This is a genomic window from Bradyrhizobium sp. CCGE-LA001, from assembly GCF_000296215.2.
GTDB lineage: Bacteria > Pseudomonadota > Alphaproteobacteria > Rhizobiales > Xanthobacteraceae > Bradyrhizobium.
The window spans coordinates 4,891,405-4,907,534 of record NZ_CP013949.1 but is presented as its reverse complement, the minus strand read 5'-3'; the positions used below and the strand labels follow the sequence as shown (position 1 = coordinate 4,907,534).

18 protein-coding genes are annotated in these 16,130 nt (G+C 64.0%); 7 read left to right on the top strand and 11 right to left on the bottom strand.

Annotated features, from left to right (window positions below):
* Positions 1–24: 24 nt before the first annotated feature.
* From BCCGELA001_RS22895 to BCCGELA001_RS22845, 11 genes are all read right to left on the bottom strand, one after another.
* On the bottom strand, positions 25–417 hold the full coding sequence (locus tag BCCGELA001_RS22895) for an LIC12192 family sporadic carbohydrate cluster protein (RefSeq protein ID WP_008549438.1): 393 nt from the start codon (positions 415–417) through the stop codon (positions 25–27).
* A complete protein-coding gene (locus BCCGELA001_RS22890) occupies positions 410–1,216 on the bottom strand; it encodes a sporadic carbohydrate cluster 2OG-Fe(II) oxygenase (RefSeq protein ID WP_008549436.1) in 807 nt (268 codons plus the stop codon). The genes BCCGELA001_RS22895 and BCCGELA001_RS22890 overlap by 8 nt, the downstream gene beginning before the upstream one ends.
* Positions 1,213–2,331 carry a DegT/DnrJ/EryC1/StrS family aminotransferase gene (locus BCCGELA001_RS22885; protein ID WP_060736380.1) on the bottom strand — a complete coding sequence of 373 codons (1,119 nt, stop codon included), beginning with the start codon at positions 2,329–2,331 and terminating at the stop codon, positions 1,213–1,215. Before BCCGELA001_RS22885 ends, BCCGELA001_RS22890 begins: the two co-directional genes overlap by 4 nt.
* The gene (locus BCCGELA001_RS22880; RefSeq protein WP_008549420.1) at positions 2,321–3,427 is read right to left on the bottom strand and encodes a DegT/DnrJ/EryC1/StrS family aminotransferase; all 1,107 of its coding nucleotides are present in this window, start codon (positions 3,425–3,427) and stop codon (positions 2,321–2,323) included. Before BCCGELA001_RS22880 ends, BCCGELA001_RS22885 begins: the two co-directional genes overlap by 11 nt.
* Positions 3,428–3,435: 8 nt before the next feature.
* Positions 3,436–4,389 carry a transketolase family protein gene (locus BCCGELA001_RS22875; protein WP_060736379.1) on the bottom strand — a complete coding sequence of 318 codons (954 nt, stop codon included), beginning with the start codon at positions 4,387–4,389 and terminating at the stop codon, positions 3,436–3,438.
* A gap of 10 nt (positions 4,390–4,399) precedes the next feature.
* Entirely contained in the window at positions 4,400–5,248 is an 849-nt protein-coding gene (locus BCCGELA001_RS22870; RefSeq protein ID WP_008549405.1) for a transketolase, read from the bottom strand.
* Entirely contained in the window at positions 5,223–6,260 is a 1,038-nt protein-coding gene (locus BCCGELA001_RS22865; protein ID WP_008549403.1) for an aminoglycoside phosphotransferase family protein, read from the bottom strand. Before BCCGELA001_RS22865 ends, BCCGELA001_RS22870 begins: the two co-directional genes overlap by 26 nt.
* On the bottom strand, positions 6,257–6,868 hold the full coding sequence (locus tag BCCGELA001_RS22860; protein WP_236840732.1) for a hypothetical protein: 612 nt from the start codon (positions 6,866–6,868) through the stop codon (positions 6,257–6,259). Before BCCGELA001_RS22860 ends, BCCGELA001_RS22865 begins: the two co-directional genes overlap by 4 nt.
* A gap of 5 nt (positions 6,869–6,873) precedes the next feature.
* Positions 6,874–7,875 carry an NAD-dependent epimerase/dehydratase family protein gene (locus BCCGELA001_RS22855; RefSeq protein WP_060736378.1) on the bottom strand — a complete coding sequence of 334 codons (1,002 nt, stop codon included), beginning with the start codon at positions 7,873–7,875 and terminating at the stop codon, positions 6,874–6,876.
* Positions 7,876–7,903: 28 nt separating this feature from the next.
* Entirely contained in the window at positions 7,904–9,469 is a 1,566-nt protein-coding gene (locus BCCGELA001_RS22850) for a PfkB family carbohydrate kinase (protein ID WP_008549384.1), read from the bottom strand.
* A gap of 82 nt (positions 9,470–9,551) precedes the next feature.
* Positions 9,552–10,568: an SDR family oxidoreductase gene (locus BCCGELA001_RS22845; RefSeq protein ID WP_008549382.1), complete on the bottom strand. Its 1,017-nt coding sequence runs from the start codon at positions 10,566–10,568 to the stop codon at positions 9,552–9,554.
* Positions 10,569–10,730: 162 nt separating this feature from the next.
* Here BCCGELA001_RS22845 and BCCGELA001_RS22840 point away from each other — a divergent pair, with 162 nt between their 5' ends.
* The 7 genes from BCCGELA001_RS22840 to rplA all read left to right on the top strand — a co-directional run bounded on the left by BCCGELA001_RS22840 (position 10,731) and on the right by rplA (position 16,054).
* Complete coding sequence (locus tag BCCGELA001_RS22840) at positions 10,731–11,318, top strand: SIS domain-containing protein (protein ID WP_236840731.1); 588 nt, start codon at positions 10,731–10,733, stop codon at positions 11,316–11,318.
* A gap of 11 nt (positions 11,319–11,329) precedes the next feature.
* The gene (locus tag BCCGELA001_RS22835) at positions 11,330–12,352 is read left to right on the top strand and encodes a lysylphosphatidylglycerol synthase transmembrane domain-containing protein (protein WP_008549377.1); all 1,023 of its coding nucleotides are present in this window, start codon (positions 11,330–11,332) and stop codon (positions 12,350–12,352) included.
* A gap of 154 nt (positions 12,353–12,506) precedes the next feature.
* A complete protein-coding gene (locus tag BCCGELA001_RS22830; protein WP_236840730.1) occupies positions 12,507–13,703 on the top strand; it encodes a class I SAM-dependent methyltransferase in 1,197 nt (398 codons plus the stop codon).
* A gap of 344 nt (positions 13,704–14,047) precedes the next feature.
* Entirely contained in the window at positions 14,048–14,239 is a 192-nt protein-coding gene (gene secE / locus BCCGELA001_RS22825; protein ID WP_007611620.1) for a preprotein translocase subunit SecE, read from the top strand.
* Positions 14,239–14,793 (top strand): transcription termination/antitermination protein NusG, encoded by a 555-nt coding sequence (gene nusG, locus BCCGELA001_RS22820; RefSeq protein WP_060736376.1) that lies wholly within the window; start codon positions 14,239–14,241, stop codon positions 14,791–14,793. The genes secE and nusG overlap by 1 nt, the downstream gene beginning before the upstream one ends.
* 133 nt (positions 14,794–14,926) lie before the next feature.
* On the top strand, positions 14,927–15,355 hold the full coding sequence (rplK, locus tag BCCGELA001_RS22815) for a 50S ribosomal protein L11 (RefSeq protein ID WP_008136439.1): 429 nt from the start codon (positions 14,927–14,929) through the stop codon (positions 15,353–15,355).
* A gap of 6 nt (positions 15,356–15,361) precedes the next feature.
* Positions 15,362–16,054 carry a 50S ribosomal protein L1 gene (gene rplA, locus BCCGELA001_RS22810; RefSeq protein ID WP_008549361.1) on the top strand — a complete coding sequence of 231 codons (693 nt, stop codon included), beginning with the start codon at positions 15,362–15,364 and terminating at the stop codon, positions 16,052–16,054.
* Positions 16,055–16,130: the final 76 nt, after the last annotated feature.

Sequence of the window (16,130 nt, the reverse complement as noted above, 5' to 3'; positions counted from 1 at the left end):
ATCGTCAACCGTTCCGTGTCATCGTCACAGGATGGTCGCGTATTTGTTGACGAGCAGAATATCCTCGACCGCCTGGATGCCCTCGCGCGAGGACAGCGTGATCTCCTCGACGGCGGCGTGCAGATCGCAGCCCTCGCGCAGCACACGGTCGTAGATCTCCCGTCGGCGCGCCTCGTCGGGCGGCAGCATGAAGATGCTGTAGAGGATCAGGCCGTTCAGGCGCGGCAGCTCGTCCACGATGTCCTCGAGCACCATGTAGCTGCCGGGCATGATGTGCTCGACGGCGCTGAGCAGGTATTGCAGGTTCTTCCGTCGCGCGTAGTCGCGGATCACGATGTTCTGGACGTGCTGCGGGGTGCGGCTGCCGTTCAGCGGCCGGGCGCCGATGTAGCCGCGATGGCCGGCTCGCTCAGCCATGGAAGCCTCCCGGCAGCTTGTATTGCATGCCGACCCGCGTTGCCGGGCGCAGCAGGATCGGCTCGAAGAACTCGCCGAAGCGCTTGTCCGCGTAGGGCGACATGATGCTCTTGAAGCGGCAGTTCATGCTCCAGCGCGTGCCTGGCTCCTCGTTGATGCGATTGCCGTGCATCAGGGTCTGGTTGAACAGCATCACGTGACCGTAGGGAATCTCGATGAAGGTCGCGTGCGGCTTGATTGTCTTGTACAGTTCCTCGGCGCTGCGCAGGGTCGCCATCCGGTCCTGCATGTCGCCGTTCAGGGACGGCGGCAGCAGATACATCGCCTTGGTGCGGTGGACGTCCACCAGCGGCACCCACACCACGACCTCAAACGGCGAGTCGCCCGACCAGACATCGGAGTGCGTCGCGAGCAGCGAGGAATCGTCGCCGGGCATCTGGATGCTGAGATTGACGCGGCGCTGCATGCAGAGCTCGTTGCCGACGATGGTCTCGATCGTCGAACGCGCCAGGCGGAAATAGGTGGGCCGGAACCAGGGTTCGGCATTGAGGCCGTTGAAGACGTGCAGCCGCAGTCCGTTGAGATCGTCGACGCTCACGCGCGTGTGGATGGTGTCCAGCATCGCGTACGGATCGTTGCTGTGCGGCAGCTTCAGATAGTCCGCCGCGAGCTCTGCGGCGCGGCGTTGGATCCGGTCCAGTCCGCCGCGGTCGTCGGCCGGCGTGGTGACGAAGCCGTCGTCGATGAAGCGTTGCGCCAGCGCCTGCTCGTCGGCCTGGAGGAAGTCCGTATCGATCATGCAAAATACTCCCGGGCGGTCGCGCAAATATAGCTGATATCAGCGGCCGAGAGGAACTGGTTGATCGGGAGCGTGAGGATCTGGTCTGCCTGCCGCTCCGTCACCGGAAACGCGCCGCGGCCATGACCCAGATGCGCTGCCGAGGGCTGGAGGTGGATCGGTACCGGATAATGGATCGCGGTCTCGATGCCCTTGTCGGCAAGATATTTCTGGAAGTCGTTGCGACGGTCGGTCTGCACGACGAAGGTGTGGAAGGTGTTGAACTCGATGTTGCGGCAGGGCGGAACGAACAGAGGCAAGCCGTCGAGCTCTGCACGATATTGCGCGGCGTTACGCCGCCGGCGTTCGATCACCGACGGCAGGTGACGCAGGCGGATCCGCAACACCTCGGCCTGAAGCGTGTCGAGCCGTGACACGATACCCCATTCCTGGACGTCGCTGCGGTTGATCAGGCCGTGATTGCGCAGGCGGCGGATGCGTGCGGCCATTTCGGCGTCGGCCGTGACGAGAAAGCCGGCATCGCCCGCGGCATTGAGATTCTTCAGCGGATGCGCGGAGAAGCAGCCGAACGTTCCCATGGTGCCGCTCATCCGTCCGTCATAGGTCGAGCCGACGGCCTGGGCGCTGTCTTCGATCACGGCGAGGGCGTGCTTGCTCGCGATCGCCATCAGCGGGTTCATGTCGGCCATGCGCCCGGTCAGGTGCACCGGCATGATCGCCTTGGTCCGCGGCGTGACGGCGGCCTCGACTGCGGCCGGATCGATGTTCTGGTCCGGCAGCACGTCCGCAAAGATGGGCGTGGCGCCGACCGCGATGATCGCGGCGGTCGATGCCACGAACGAATTCGGCGGGGTGATGACCTCGTCGCCGGGGCCGATGTCGAGCGCCCGCAGGGCGAGGATCAACGCGTCAGTGCCGGAATTCAGCGTCACCACATGCGGCGAGCCGAGATAGGCGGACAATTCCTCCTCGAGCTTTGCGACCGCCGCTCCGCCGATGAAGTCGCCGCGCTGGAATACGCCCTCGACCGCCTGCATGATCTCGGCGCGCTCTTCCTCGAACTGCGCGGGAAGATTGACGTAGCCGATGCGCCGGCGGCCGGGATCAGCGTCCATGGCAGAACTTCCGAACCGTCTCGATGACGCGATCCTGCTGCGCCCGCGTCAGATGCTGGTCCACGGGGAAGCTGATGACTTCCTTGGCATGGCGGTCGGTGACCGGGAAAGTCCCCGGAGCGTAGCCGAGATGCTTGAGGCCTTCCTGCTGATAGAGCGGGATCGGATAATGGATCTTGGCCTCGATGCCGTTGTCCAGGCAGTATTTGTAGAGCTCGTCGCGGCGCTCGGCGAACACCATGTAGAGGTGGTAGACGTGCTTCACGTTAGGCCGGCGCGGCGGGATGCGCAGGCCGGGCAGGCCGGCGAGGCCCGCGTCGTAATAGGCCGCGTTCTCGATCCGGCGCCGCGTGATCTCGCTGGTCTGGCCGATCAGCCAGTTGCCGACCACCGCCTGGAGCGAATCCAGCCGCGAATTGCAGCCGAGGATCGCGATCTCGTCGCGGTTCTTCATGCCGTGATTGCGGATGAGGCGCAGTCGCTCGTTCATGCCATCGTCATTGGTGACGACGACGCCGGCATCGCCCCAGACGTTGAGGTTCTTGAGCGGATGCAGCGAGAAGCCGGCCGCAATGCCGTGGGTGCCGGAGCGCTTGCCGGCAAACTCGGACAGGATGCCCTGGCAGGCGTCCTCGACGACGGGGAGATTATGGCGTTGGGCGATCGCCATCAGCTTGCCCATGTCGGTGACCTCGCCGGTCAGCTGAACCGGCATGATCGCCTTGGTGTTCTTGGTAATGGCGGCTTCGACCTGGTCGACATTCATGCAGAAGGAATCGTCGCAGTCGACCAGCACCGGCGTCGCGCCGGTCTCCGCGATGGCGCCGACGGTGGCGATGAACGTGTTGGCGGCCGTGATGACCTCGTCGCCATGGCCGATGCCGAGCGCCTTGAGCGGGAGCTTGAGCGCGTCGGTGCCCGATCCGACGCCGATGGCGTGACGCACGCCGATCAGTTCGGCAAAGCGACGCTCGAATTCGGCGACCGGTTTGCCCAGGGTGAAGTCACCAGTCGCGACCAGGCGGCCGATCTCGGCCAGGATCGGAGCGGGGTCGGCGAACTGCTCGAGCAGATAGGAATAACGAACGTCGTACATGTGACCCGTCAGGTGGAATGAAGTTGAGGGGAAGTGTGCGAGGCGAGCGCGCGTTCGATCGAGGTCGCGATCGCGTTGGGAGCGAGGCCGTGCTTCTTCAGCAGCGAGTCCTGCGAGCCGTAATTGTGCATGAAGCGGTCCGGCAGCGACAGCCGCAGCATCGCGGGCAGACCCGAGCCGAGCTTGTCGATCAGCGCCTCGGCGACCGCACTGCCGAGGCCGCCAGAGGGCACGTGCTCCTCCAGCGTCGCTACGAGCTTGGTGCCGCGGATCGCTTGCAGCAGCGCCGCGGTGTCGAGCGGCTTCACGGTGTGCATGTGCAGGATGCCGGCGCGAATGCCTTGGCCAGCCAGCAGGTCGGCTGCGGCCAGCGCCCGCTGCAGCATGATCCCCGTGGTCACTATGAGGACGTCGCCCGGCGGCCGCATCAGGATGGCCTTGCCGATCTCGAAGCCGTGCTCGGCCTTCGAGACGATGGCATCGCCGCCCTTGCCGAGCCGGATGTAGATCGGTCCTGCCCAGTCGAGCGTCTGCTCCATCATGCGCGCCGCTTCGTCGGCGTCGCATGGGCAGATCACCGTCATGTTCGGCAGCGCCCGCATGATCGCGATGTCCTCGATCGCCTGGTGGGTCGGGCCGAGCGGCGCGTAGACGAGCCCGCCGCCATTGGCGATCAGCCGCACGGGAAGGTTGTGCAGGCAGAGGTCGACGGCCACTTGCTCGTAGCAGCGGCGGGTGAGGAAGGTCGCGATGGTGTTGACGTAGGGCACGAAGCCCTCCATCGCGAGGCCGGCCGACATGCCGATGATGTGCGCTTCCGAAATGCCCTCGATCAGATGGCGCTTGGGAAATTCCTTGCTCATGGCGCGCAAGGTACCGGCGCCGGGATCGGAGCCGATGTAAAGCACACGCTCGTCGCGGCCGGCGAGCTTGTGGACCATGTTCATCGCTGTGTTGCGCATGGGGAGCCGATCAGAAATCGCCGACGGCGACGCGGATGGCGTCGAGCTCGCTGTCGGTCAGCTTGTTCTTGTGATGCCAGTCGGCATTGGATTCCGCCTGCGGCAGACCCTTGCCTTTGACGGTATGACAGATGATCGCGGTGGGCTTGCCCGGAACGGCCGGAACCTGCTTCAGGACTGCCCGCAGAGCGCCGACGTCGTGGCCATTGAGCTCCTGCACGGCGAAGCCGAAGCTGCGCCATTTGTCCGCGAGCGGCTCCAGCGGCAACACGTAGTCGGTGGGCCCGTAGCTCTGCAGCTTGTTGTAGTCGATCAGCGCGACCAGATTGTCGAGCCCGTGCTTGGCCGCGCCCATGGCAGCTTCCCACACCGATCCCTCGTTGATCTCGCCGTCGCCGAGCAGCACGAAGGTCCGGTAGCTGCGTTCGCGCATGCGCGCGGCGAGCGCGAGGCCGACACCGATCGACAGGCCATGGCCGAGCGCACCGGTCGAAGCCTCGACCCCCGGCACCATGCCGTATTCGGGATGTCCGCCGAGGATGCTGTCGGGACCGCAGAAGCCGTCCAGCTCCGACAGGGGAAAGAAGCCGCGATCGGCCAAGAGCGCATAGAGCGCCAGGCAACCGTGTCCCTTGCTGAGGATCGCACGGTCGCGATTGGGATCGCGCGGGTTCTTCGGGTCGATCCGTAGCACGTCGTCGTAGAGCACGCGAACCATCTCGATCAGCGACAGGGCAGGACCGACATGGCCGCGTCCCGCCGAGCGGACAGAACCGAGTACCAGGCGGCGCAAGTAAAGGCTGCGCTCGTCCAGCGTGCAGGTGAGGGCCGCTTCAGCGTGGGGTGAGATCTGGATCACGTTGGCAAATCGTTTGATGGAGCCGGCGGGCTTTGTCGAGCTGGCCGGCAAGGCGGACCGTCAGATCGCCACCTTGCGCAGCCAGGGCGCGCCGGGAGCGGCTTTCCGGCAAATAAGCATTCAGGACAATCAGGCACCAAATCGCCCCGAACACAGGATACAGTACGTCACGGCGGATCGCAAACGCGTCATCCCCAGCTTCGAAGGCACGCGAGAGCCGTTCGATCAATCGATTTGCGCTGGCCTTGGGCAGATCGCTGCCGGGATGGATTGCGGTGTCGGACACGAGTTTGACCGGATCGTCCCAGCCGAAATATTCGAAGTCGATGAATCGCAACCTGCCGTCGTTGGCGCGCAGCGCGTTGTGCAGTCCGAAATCCGACGGACTCAATGCGCGATGGGTGGGCGCCAGGTCCGCTGCGGGATCCCGCCCCAGTTCCGCATAGCGTCGTCGGAGTTGCCCGATTGCGATCGCCGTGCTGGGAACCAGGCTGCCCTCCACGAACGCGCGCAGCTCCGGCTGATCCTGCGATAGGTGCCGCAACCCGTCCAGGCGCTGCTCGTACTGGGCGATGGCAGCCTCGGGCGAGAAGATGCTGGCCGAGGCGTTTCGCAAAATCTGCGCGCCGTCGGCATCGCGTAATTCCTGAAGCTCGATCAGGAATTCGGCCAACTGGTCGGCATCGTCGTCCTGGGGATGCAGCACCGCCGCATCGCCGTCGAACCATTGATACAGCGCGCAGAACGCATCTGCGTCCTTCGCGATCGGCCGCGGTGTCGACGTGATGCCGTGGCGCGCCAGAAACCAGAGCGCGTCGTATTCCTGTCCCAGCCGATCACGCCCGTCGGATGGATAATGCTTGAGGGCGAGGGGCGGTCCCTGCGCCATCTCCAGCCGAAACACCCGGTTGTTGCCGCCGGATCGCGCCGGTTGCGCGGCCGCGACCCGCGCCCCGGCGAGGCGGCTGCCGATCGAGATCGCGTCCTGCGCGCTGATGTCCGGCTCGCTCATGCCGCGAACACTCCGCGGTGGATGTCGGCCCAACTCGCGATCGGCTCGCAATGGACGGGATGGGGAGGCCGCGACTGCGTAAACAGGATCGATCGCGTTGCCTTCGGAAAATGCGGCTGCTCGAACACATCGACGAGATCGTCGATGAAGATGTCGAGCTCCAGGCTCGCGAGTCGCTCGACCTTGGCCGCCAGCGTGTCCTCGAAATAGATGTTGCCCGCAGCCAGCGCCGCATCAGTGGCGTCGATCAGGCCTGCGCTTCGCAACCAGCCGCGCGCGGCCTCGCGCAAGTCGACGCGGTCGGGATCCTGATGGCCGAACTGCGTCTTGTGGCTGACGATATAGACGCTCGCGCCGGCCTGGCGGCACGCTGCGAGGAATTCGCGGACGCCAGGAAAGATCTCGGCGCCGCCAATTCCCTTGCCGTACACGAAGCCTTGCAGGCCTTGCCAGGCAAGCTCGCCGCCCGCGCGGGATCGCAGATGATCCCGCACGTCCGTCTTCAGCCCCTGCCATCCCTCGGGCACCAGGCCACGCTGGCGCGCGACGGCGGCAAAGACCTTGTCGTAGCAGATGATCGTGTTGTCGAAATCGATCCCGATCCGCACGCCGCTCACTTCAGGCTGATGTTCTGCATCATCTTGATGTTGAAGTACCGGGGATCGTTCAGCGAGTTCGGCAGACGGCCGCCCCTGAAGGCGTCCACGAGCCCGGACACGGCCTGCTCGATCGTGTGCGTCGGCGCAAATCCGAGCTCGCGGCGAATCTTCTCCGAGGAGACGTGGTAGGACCGCAGATCATCGGTCGGCTCGACGGCGACGTCGACATTGTTTCCGACCACCGATTTGACGATGTCGGCGATCTTCATCAGCGAATGGTTTTCGTAGCCGATGTTGTAGGTCTTGCCGTCGATCTTCGCATCGTCCTGCTGAAGCAGGAACAGATAGGCCGCGGACATGTCCTCGATGTGCAGATTGGGCCGCTTCTGCGTTCCGCCGAACACACGGATGCGGCCGGTGTTGACCGCCAGATTGGTCAGGATGTTGACGACGACGTCGAGTCGCTGCCGCGGCGCGTAGCCGCAGACCGTGGCGGGACGAACCGTGCAGGTGACGAAGCCGGACGCAGCCTCGTCGGCAAGATCGGTCTCGCACATCGCCTTGAACTTGGAGTAGTCCGTGAGCGGCTCGCAGGACAGTTCCTCGGTCACCTCGGCCTCGTCCTTGATGCCATAGACGCTCGAGGAGGACGCATAGATGAAGCGCTTGATGCCGGCCTTCTTCGCAGCGCGCACCATCGGTCGGAAACAGTCGTAATTGATGGATTTTCCGAGGCCTGGGTCCAGTTCGAATGAAGGGTCATTGGAGATGCAGGCGAGGTGGATCACCGCATTGTTGCCGCGCAAGGCTTCGTTGATGGCGGCCTCATCGCGGATGTCGCCCTTGATCAGGCGCAGGTTGGGATTGTCGCGAAACGCGTTGAAGACGTCGTCGCCGTACATGAAGAGGTCAAGCACCGTGACCTTGTGTCCGGCCGCCAGCAACTGGGGGACCAGCACGCTGCCGACGTAGCCGGCGCCACCGGTGACCATCACGTTCCATTTCTGACCAATCACTGTCGTTCTCCAAATTTTTCGGTTCGCGTCACTTCAACAACGCGGTGACGAATTTGACCAGCGGCGCCTTTTCGACCGAGTTGCGGTGCCCGACGATGCCGACCTTGATCGCACCTGCCGCATTGCCGATGAAGGCGACGTCTTCGATATGGCCGCCGGCTGCCACCAGCGGCGCCGTGATCGTCAGGAAGGCATCGCCCGCGCCAACCGTGTCGACCACGGTCTTGGTGAAGGCGGGGACGCGCGCAACGCCGGTCTTCGACGAGAAGGGGTAGCAGCCGAAGGAGCCGTGCGTGATGATCATGTTGTCGCAATCGATCTTGGCATGCAGGCCGTTCTGGATCACCGATGCGATGTCATTGAACTTGTCGGTGGCCGCCAGGCGTGCTTCCGGCGCGTCGATGCAGACGTAGTCGGCGCGCGGATACTTCGTGATCAGATTGTAGCCGTGGTTGCCGCTGTTGCTCTGGGCGTTCACAGCCAGGAACTTGGAGTTCGCGATCAGCGTGTCGATCGTGCTCGATGCGATCATGCCGTGACCGAAATCGGTGACAATGACGACGTCGCCGCCGCGCACGCGCTCCGCCGTGACGCGGTCGATCTCCTTGCGCGCGGTCTCGTCGAGCGGCGTGTCGTCCATGGTGTAGACTTCGAACAGCTTGTGCAGATAGCCCAGCTCGACGTAACGCAGTTTGCGCGTCGTGGGACGGCCCTGAATGCGGATCGGCGTGAGCGTGACATTCGGGCGGACATGCGCGCGAATGAACTCTTCAGGGTAATCGTTGCCGCCGAGCGTCGTGACGATCTCGACCGATTTGCAGAAGCTCGCCACGTGATTGGCCGCGGCGATGACGCCGCCGGCAAATTGCTCGCCGTTCTTGAGCAGGGTCGCGACGATGTTCTCCTTGGAGGCCTTTCCGAGCGCCGTGACGTACTGGTACTCGTCGATGATGGTATCGCCGACCAGAACGACGTGCATGTCCTGGATCTTGTCGATCAGCTTCAGCAGGCGTTCGGCGCCGCCGCCTTCGCGCACTTTCTGCAGGTAGTCGCGCAAGGGGGGATCGTAGATGTCGAAGTAGCGGTTCAGCAGCGACGACGAGCTGAAGGTCACGTCGCGCGTGAAGACGATTCGGCCGCCATGACGCTCGACGGCCTCGCGCTCGACGGCGATCTTGCCGGTGACGTCGTCCTCGGGGTTTTCGTAGTCCGAGCCCTTCACGTAGATGTCGGGGCGCACGGTATCGAGGATCGGCTCGGCGCTGGAGGTCTGGTTGATGCCGACCCAGTCGACCGTGCCGAGCGCGGCCAGCATCTCGGCGCGCATGGTCTCCGGAAAGATCGGACGTCCCGGGCCCTTGTTGACGAAACGGTCGGCGGTGATGGTCACGATGACCACGTCGGCCTCGTTGCGTGCCGCCAGGATGTGCCGGACGTGGCCGAGGTGCACCAGATCGAACACACCGTGGCAGAGCGCGACGGTCAGGCCCTTGGCCTGGGCGGCGCGCGCCACCTCGCCGAGTTCCTCGATCGTCTTGATCTTGTCGTGCGGTGCCGGATGGAGAGCCGGCTTGTCTGTCGGAGCATTACCCATGTGAATTACCCAAAGCGCCGGCAGGTCTCAGATGGCCGTCCGGAAATGATCGACTCGCAGCAACGATATCCGGCGAACCTGTTCAAGAGCTTGCCTTCTGCGGCGGGCCCTTGTCGTCCCCGAGATATTTGAACCAGTCCTTGGTGGCGTCCGCGATCTTGTCTACGGTCCACAGCGGCGCGTCCCTGTACTGGTCCATCGACGTCAGCATCGTCGCGACGCCGTCCTCGAATCTCACCTTCGGCGTCCATTTCAGGACCCGCTTGATCTTGGTGATGTCGGCGTAGGTGCAATCGGGCTCGCCGGGGCGCTTGGGAATGTGGACCTTGTCGCCGCCAAGCAGCTCGACCAGCCGGTTGACGCTATAGGTGTTGTCCGAGCCCACGTTGAAGATCTCATGCGAGACGTCGGAGCGCGCGGCGGTCACGAAGGCATCGGCGACGTCGCTGACGAAGGTGAAGTCGCGCGTCTGCTCGCCGTCGCCGACCACCGTGAAGGGCTTGCCCGCGAGCTTCTGCGCCATGAAGACACCGAATACGGCACCATAAGTGCCCGTGGTGCGATGGCGCGGTCCGTACACGTTGAACAGACGTAGCGCGACGGCTGGAAGCTTGTAGACCTGGCACCAGTGCATGACGCACTGCTCGCCGAGGTTCTTCGTGAGCGCGTAGGGATACATCGGCCGGATCTCGGCGCTCTCCGGCGTCGGATAGACGTCGGGAATTCCGTAGCAGGACGACGACGCCGCGTAGACGAAGCGCTTTGCTCCGGCGTGTCGCGCGGCTTCGAGGACGTTGACTGTGCCGTCGACATTGGCGCGGTGATACGGGATCGGAGACTCGATCGAGGGAACGATGTCGGCCAGCGCCGCGAGATGGAAGACCCAGTCGACACCGTGGAAATACGGACTGATCGAGTCGGGCTCGGTGACGTCGGCCCGGACAACCTTGAGCCGGTCCGATTTGGCGCGCGATGCGAGATTTTCGGCGCGCCCGATGACGAAATTGTCGAGCACGATCACCTCGTGGCCGTCGTCGAGGAGGCGATCGACGAGGTGACTGCCGATGAAGCCGGCGCCGCCAGTTACGATGCACTTCATAGGGAACATCCGTAGCGCGAATGCCCTGCGGGCGCCGCCAATGTTGAGTGAAACCCGAAAAGCCGACTACCAGCCGCTCGCTGCTTTTGCAAGCATTATACCTTTGCAATCCCTGGTAATAGCCGGTATCAGGACGCCATGTTGCAGTCGAGCCGCCAGCCCATGCCTGCCGAGTCCGTCGATCCCGATCACAAGGCTTTCCTCGCTGATTACATGGGGCGCCTGCATCGCGCGACGGCGATCGACGACGCCGTCTTCGCAAGGATCTCGGCCACCCGCGCGACCTGGTTGCGCACGCGCGAGCAGGGCGGCCGCGTCATCTTCATCGGCAATGGCGGTTCCGCCGGCATCGCTTCGCATCTCGCAATCGATCTGGCGAAGAACGCGTCCGTACCTGCGCTCTGCTTCAGCGATGCGAGCATGATGTCGTGCCTCGCCAACGACTACGGGTTCGAGGATTGGATCGCGCATGCGGTGCGGCTGAGCGCCCGTGCCGGCGACTGTCTCGTCGCGATCAGTTCGTCGGGGCGCTCGAAGAACATCCTCAATGCAGTTGCGCAGGCGCGGACGATGAAGCTCGACGTGATCACGTTGTCGGGCATGAATGCCGACAATCCCCTGCGCAATCTCGGCGACGTCAATTTCTGGGCCGACAGCCGCAGCTACAACATCGTCGAGACCACGCACCAGTTCTGGATGATGGCCGCGATCGACCTCATCATCGGTCGCGCCGAATATCCGGCATCCTGAGGCGGCGCCCGATGCAGTCGCGGTTCAAGCAAGCGGCCTTATTTTCGCTGAAGCTGCTGCTGTCGGTTGGGGTGCTTGTCTACATTGCGCGAGGCCTCGACCTGCGCCAGTTGCGCGACCATCTCGTCTCCGTCGATCCGTTCCTGTTCGTCCTCGCCTTGGCGTTGATCCTCCTTCAGACCTTCGTTCTCAATGGCCGGTGGGAATTGATCATGCGTGCGCTCGGCGTGTCGCTGGACTGGCTCGCCGGTTGGCGGATCCTCATGATCAGCCTTTGGTTCAATCAGGTGCTGCCCTCGTCGGTCGGTGGCGATGCCGTGCGCATATGGCTGCTGCGGCAGCGTAGCGTGCAATTGTCCAAGGCGGTCAAGGGCGTTGCGGCCGACCGGTTCACGGCATTGATCGGTCTGATCGCGCTGATGGTGGCCGGGTTGCCGTTTCTGCTGTCGCGCGTGTCCAACCAAGCCGCGCTCCTGGCCATCGGCGGACTGACGCTGGCTGGCGTCGCCGGCACCGTGGTGCTGTTGACGCTAGATCGCCTGCCCAAACGCCTGATCGCGCTTCCCGCGATCGCAAGCTTCGTCCGGTTTGGAACGCTGGTCAGGTTTCTTCTTCTGCAATCCGAGCACCGTGGCTTGCTGTTCGGATCGGCGCTGCTCATCCATCTCGTGACGGCGGCGGCCTGCTACGTTCTGGCCCGTGGTGTGGGCGCGCAGCTCTCCGTGGTGGATGCGGGCATCCTGATTCCGCCGGTGGTGCTGTTGACGGCCGTTCCGATCTCGATCAGCGGTTGGGGCGTTCGCGAAGGGGCCATGGTCGCCTGCCTCGGTCTGGCAGGGGTGCCGTCCGAGCAAGCCCTGTCGGTTTCCCTCCTGCTGGGGGCCATCAGCGTGATCATCGGCCTCGTCGGCGGCGTGATCTGGCTGGCGAGCCCGGAGCGGGGTTCGTACTCGGCGGACAAGGCCGCCAAGGCGGCGGAGGAGGCGCCCGGCTTCGCACTGGGGCAGGGCAAGGAAGTCTCGAGCCACCCATGACCCGCCTCAGCCCATTGCCGATCCGGTCTTCCCAGGGTGAGATTGCCTCACCCGCTCGCGTATCTCATTGTTCGGTTCCATGATGAAAAACCTGTTCTACGTCCGCAATACCTGCCGCCTCTGTCACTCGGACAAGCAGGAGCTCGTCGTTCCCATGGCAGGCATGCCCATCGGCACGCCAAACTTCCAGGTGCCGAACGCCAGCGTCGACGATCCCGTCTTCCGGGCTGCGGTGCCGATGGCGCTGCATCTGTGCCGGGACTGCGGCCATCTCCAGATTCTCGAAGTCGGCAATCCGGAGATCCAGTATCGCAATTACGTCTACACCACCTCGCTCTCACTCGGCCTGCGGGAGCATTTCGCAGGCTATGCCAACGATGTCGTGAGCCGATTCGGCATCGCGCCGGGCTCGCTGGTGGTCGAGCTCGGCAGCAACGATGGGTCGCTGCTCGGCTTCTTTAGGGAGCGGGGCATGCGGGTGCTGGGCGTCGATCCCGCCGTCGACATTGCGCGGCGTGCGACGGAAGCCGGAATCGAGACCATCGGTGATTTCTTCACGGATACGATTGGACGCCGCATCCTGCAAAGCCACGGGGCGGCGAGCGTCGTGATCGCCAACAACATGATCGCCAATGTCGACAATCTCGACCCGCTGGTGATCGGGGTTCGCGACGTGCTCGCGCCGGACGGATTGTTCGTCTTCGAGACGCAATACGGCGTCGACGTCACCGAGAAGAACCTGCTCGACACCGTCTATCACGAGCATCTGTCGTATTTTAACATCAAGCCGCTGACGCGCTTCTTCGCCCGGCTCGGCATGGAAGTGATCGACGTCCAGCACATCTGGACCAAGGGCGGCTCGATCCGCGTGACCGTGCAGCGCGCGGGCGGGGCCAAGAAGCCGTCCTCCGAGGTCGCGAAGTTCATCGCCGAGGAAGACCGGCTCGGCGTCGATCAGCCAGCCTATTATGCGCCTTATGTGAAGCGGATCGCCGCCATCCGCGACGAGCTGGTCGCGATGGCCGATGCCGCCCACGCGCGCGGTCAGCTGGTCGCCGGTTATGGCGTTTCGGTCGGTACGACAACGCTGCTGCCGCAGTTCGGCCTGGAGAACAAGATCGACTTCCTGGTGGACGATGACCCCAAGAAGGGGAACGTGATGGCCGGACCGGGTTACGACATCCCGATCCTGCCGCCCGCGACCCTTTATGAGCGCAAGCCGGCCTTCGTCGTCGTTTTCGCCTGGCGCTACGTCGACCCGATCCGGGCCAAGCACGCCCGTTATTTCGCCGACGGCGGAAAGTTCGTGGTGCCGCTCCCTGGTATCTCGGTCGTCGACCGGGCCGATTGACCTGGACAGACCGGTCGGCGGGGTCCCGGGCGGGGGCTGGATCTCGACCCCAAGCGGGACGAGTTGGATAAACCCTTGATCCGCCTTGGGCTGTGCGCGGTCGCCGATGGCGACCAGCCTGCCTGTGCGAGCCCCGGATATCTTGACCTTTGGCCCCATCCGCAGTATCTACCCGGCACTCGCAGCCGGCCCGTTAGACGCGGATTTCCGGCGCGGCTTTGAAATCCCCGAACAATCGAGCCCGGTTTCCGGCTCATCCTTCAGACGAGGGCTGGGCCAACGGCGGCTGTTCGGATCCTTCTGAAATCAGTAGCCGTCGTGCGACGGACGTTGGACATCAAACGATGGCAGTCAGCCCGTTCAAATTCTTGCAGGAAGTGCGTTCGGAGACCGCCAAGGTCACCTGGCCGACCCGTCGTGAGACCACGATCACCACCATCATGGTGTTCGTCATGGTCGCCGTGGCCTCGATCTTCTTCTTCGCCGCCGACCAGATCATCCGCTACCTCATCACCTTCCTTTTGGGCATTCACTGATGGCAACAGCAACCGCTCAAGTGTCCGACAAGCGCTGGTACATCGTCCACGCCTATTCGAACTTCGAGAAGAAGGTCGCCGAATCGATCCGCGAGCAGGCCAAGCAGCGCGGGCTCGAGGAGCTGTTCGAACTGGTGCTGGTTCCGACCGAGAAGGTCACGGAAGTGCGCCGCGGCCGCAAGATCGATGCCGAGCGCAAGTTCTTCCCGGGCTATGTGCTGGTGAAGATGAAGCTGACCGATGAGGCGTTCCATCTGATCAAGAACACGCCGAAGGTGACAGGTTTCCTCGGCGCGGAAAACAAGCCGATGCCGATCTCGGAGAACGAGGCCATGCGCATCCTGCACCAGGTGCAGGAGGGCGTGGAACGGCCGAAGGCGTCGGTGTCGTTCGAGATCGGCGAGAACGTGCGCGTGGCCGACGGCCCGTTCGCCTCGTTCTCGGGTGTGGTCGAGGAGATCGACGAGGCGCGCTCGCGCGTGAAGGTCGCGGTGTCGATCTTCGGCCGCGCCACGCCGGTCGAGCTGGAATTCGGTCAGGTCGAGAAGGTCTGACCGTTCGAGGCGTGAGGCTTCAGGCCTGGCGCGACAAGAGGCCGTGGGAGGACGAGGGCGGTTGCCAGCCGCTCGGGTTCCCGACCACGAACCTGAAACCGCCGGCGGCATGCCGGCACAACAGGAGTGATACATGGCAAAGAAAGTGACCGGATACCTGAAGCTTCAGGTCCCGGCCGGTGCGGCGAATCCTTCGCCCCCGATCGGTCCCGCGCTTGGTCAGCGCGGTCTCAACATCATGGAGTTCTGCAAGGCGTTCAACGCCCAGACCCAGAAGGAAGAGAAGAACACCCCGATTCCCGTCGTGATCACGATCTACGCCGATCGTTCGTTCACGTTCGAGATGAAGACCCCCCCGATGTCCTTCTTCCTCAAGCAGGCTGCCAAGATCCAGTCCGGCTCGAAGGCGCCGGGCCGTGACAAGGCCGGCAAGGTGACCAAGGCGCAGGTGCGCGAGATTGCCGAGAAGAAGATGAAGGATCTCAATTGCGACACCATCGAATCGGCCATGAAGATGGTCGAGGGCTCGGCCCGCTCGATGGGTCTGGAAGTGGCGGGGTAAGCGGTCATGGCAATCGGAAAGCGTTTGAACAAAGCCCGCGAAGGTGTTGATCGCGAAAAGCTTTACCCGCTCGCGGACGCCATCAAGATGGTCAAGGAACGCGCCACGGCGAAGTTCGATGAGACCATCGAGGTCGCGATCAATCTCGGCGTCGATCCGCGTCACGCCGACCAGATGGTCCGTGGCGTCGTGACCCTGCCGAACGGCACCGGCCGTACGCTCCGCGTCGGCGTGTTCGCCCGCGGCGCCAAGGCCGACGAGGCCAAGGCCGCAGGTGCCGACGTCGTCGGCGCCGAAGACCTGGTCGAGAAGGTGCAGAACGGCTCGATCGATTTCGACCGCTGCATCGCCACCCCCGACATGATGCCGCTGGTCGGCCGGTTGGGTAAGGTGCTCGGCCCGCGCGGCCTGATGCCGAACCCGAAGATCGGCACCGTGACCATGGACGTCACCGGTGCGGTGAAGGGGGCCAAGGGCGGCTCGGTCGAGTTCCGCGTCGAGAAGGCCGGCATCCTGCAGGCCGGCGTCGGCAAGGCCTCGTTCACCGAGGAGAAGCTGGTCGAGAACATCAAGGCCCTGGCTGACGCCGTCACCAAGGCGAAGCCGGCCGGCTCCAAGGGCACCTACATCCAGCGCGTTGCCGTGTCCTCGACGATGGGCCCCGGCGTGAAGGTCGAGCCGGGCACCATCCTGGGCTAAGGTTTGGAAATTGCATGAGGCGAGGGGCGGAATTGGGCAACCGATTCCGCCCCTCGTCGTTCGTGACGGCGCTTAC

Excerpts from the sequence above, each read along its gene's own strand:
- BCCGELA001_RS22895 (WP_008549438.1), bottom strand. The coding sequence starts at position 417 with ATGGCTGAGCGAGCCGGCCATCGCGGCTACATCGGCGCCCGGCCGCTG.
- BCCGELA001_RS22890 (WP_008549436.1), bottom strand. The coding sequence starts at position 1,216 with ATGATCGATACGGACTTCCTCCAGGCCGACGAGCAGGCGCTGGCGCAA.
- BCCGELA001_RS22885 (WP_060736380.1), bottom strand. The coding sequence starts at position 2,331 with ATGGACGCTGATCCCGGCCGCCGGCGCATCGGCTACGTCAATCTTCCC.
- BCCGELA001_RS22880 (WP_008549420.1), bottom strand. The coding sequence starts at position 3,427 with ATGTACGACGTTCGTTATTCCTATCTGCTCGAGCAGTTCGCCGACCCC.
- BCCGELA001_RS22875 (WP_060736379.1), bottom strand. The coding sequence starts at position 4,389 with ATGCGCAACACAGCGATGAACATGGTCCACAAGCTCGCCGGCCGCGAC.
- BCCGELA001_RS22865 (WP_008549403.1), bottom strand. The coding sequence starts at position 6,260 with ATGAGCGAGCCGGACATCAGCGCGCAGGACGCGATCTCGATCGGCAGC.
- BCCGELA001_RS22850 (WP_008549384.1), bottom strand. The coding sequence starts at position 9,469 with ATGGGTAATGCTCCGACAGACAAGCCGGCTCTCCATCCGGCACCGCAC.
- BCCGELA001_RS22845 (WP_008549382.1), bottom strand. The coding sequence starts at position 10,568 with ATGAAGTGCATCGTAACTGGCGGCGCCGGCTTCATCGGCAGTCACCTC.
- BCCGELA001_RS22840 (WP_236840731.1), top strand. The coding sequence starts at position 10,731 with ATGCCTGCCGAGTCCGTCGATCCCGATCACAAGGCTTTCCTCGCTGAT.
- BCCGELA001_RS22835 (WP_008549377.1), top strand. The coding sequence starts at position 11,330 with ATGCAGTCGCGGTTCAAGCAAGCGGCCTTATTTTCGCTGAAGCTGCTG.
- BCCGELA001_RS22830 (WP_236840730.1), top strand. The coding sequence starts at position 12,507 with ATGGCAGGCATGCCCATCGGCACGCCAAACTTCCAGGTGCCGAACGCC.
- secE (WP_007611620.1), top strand. The coding sequence starts at position 14,048 with ATGGCAGTCAGCCCGTTCAAATTCTTGCAGGAAGTGCGTTCGGAGACC.
- nusG (WP_060736376.1), top strand. The coding sequence starts at position 14,239 with ATGGCAACAGCAACCGCTCAAGTGTCCGACAAGCGCTGGTACATCGTC.
- rplK (WP_008136439.1), top strand. The coding sequence starts at position 14,927 with ATGGCAAAGAAAGTGACCGGATACCTGAAGCTTCAGGTCCCGGCCGGT.
- rplA (WP_008549361.1), top strand. The coding sequence starts at position 15,362 with ATGGCAATCGGAAAGCGTTTGAACAAAGCCCGCGAAGGTGTTGATCGC.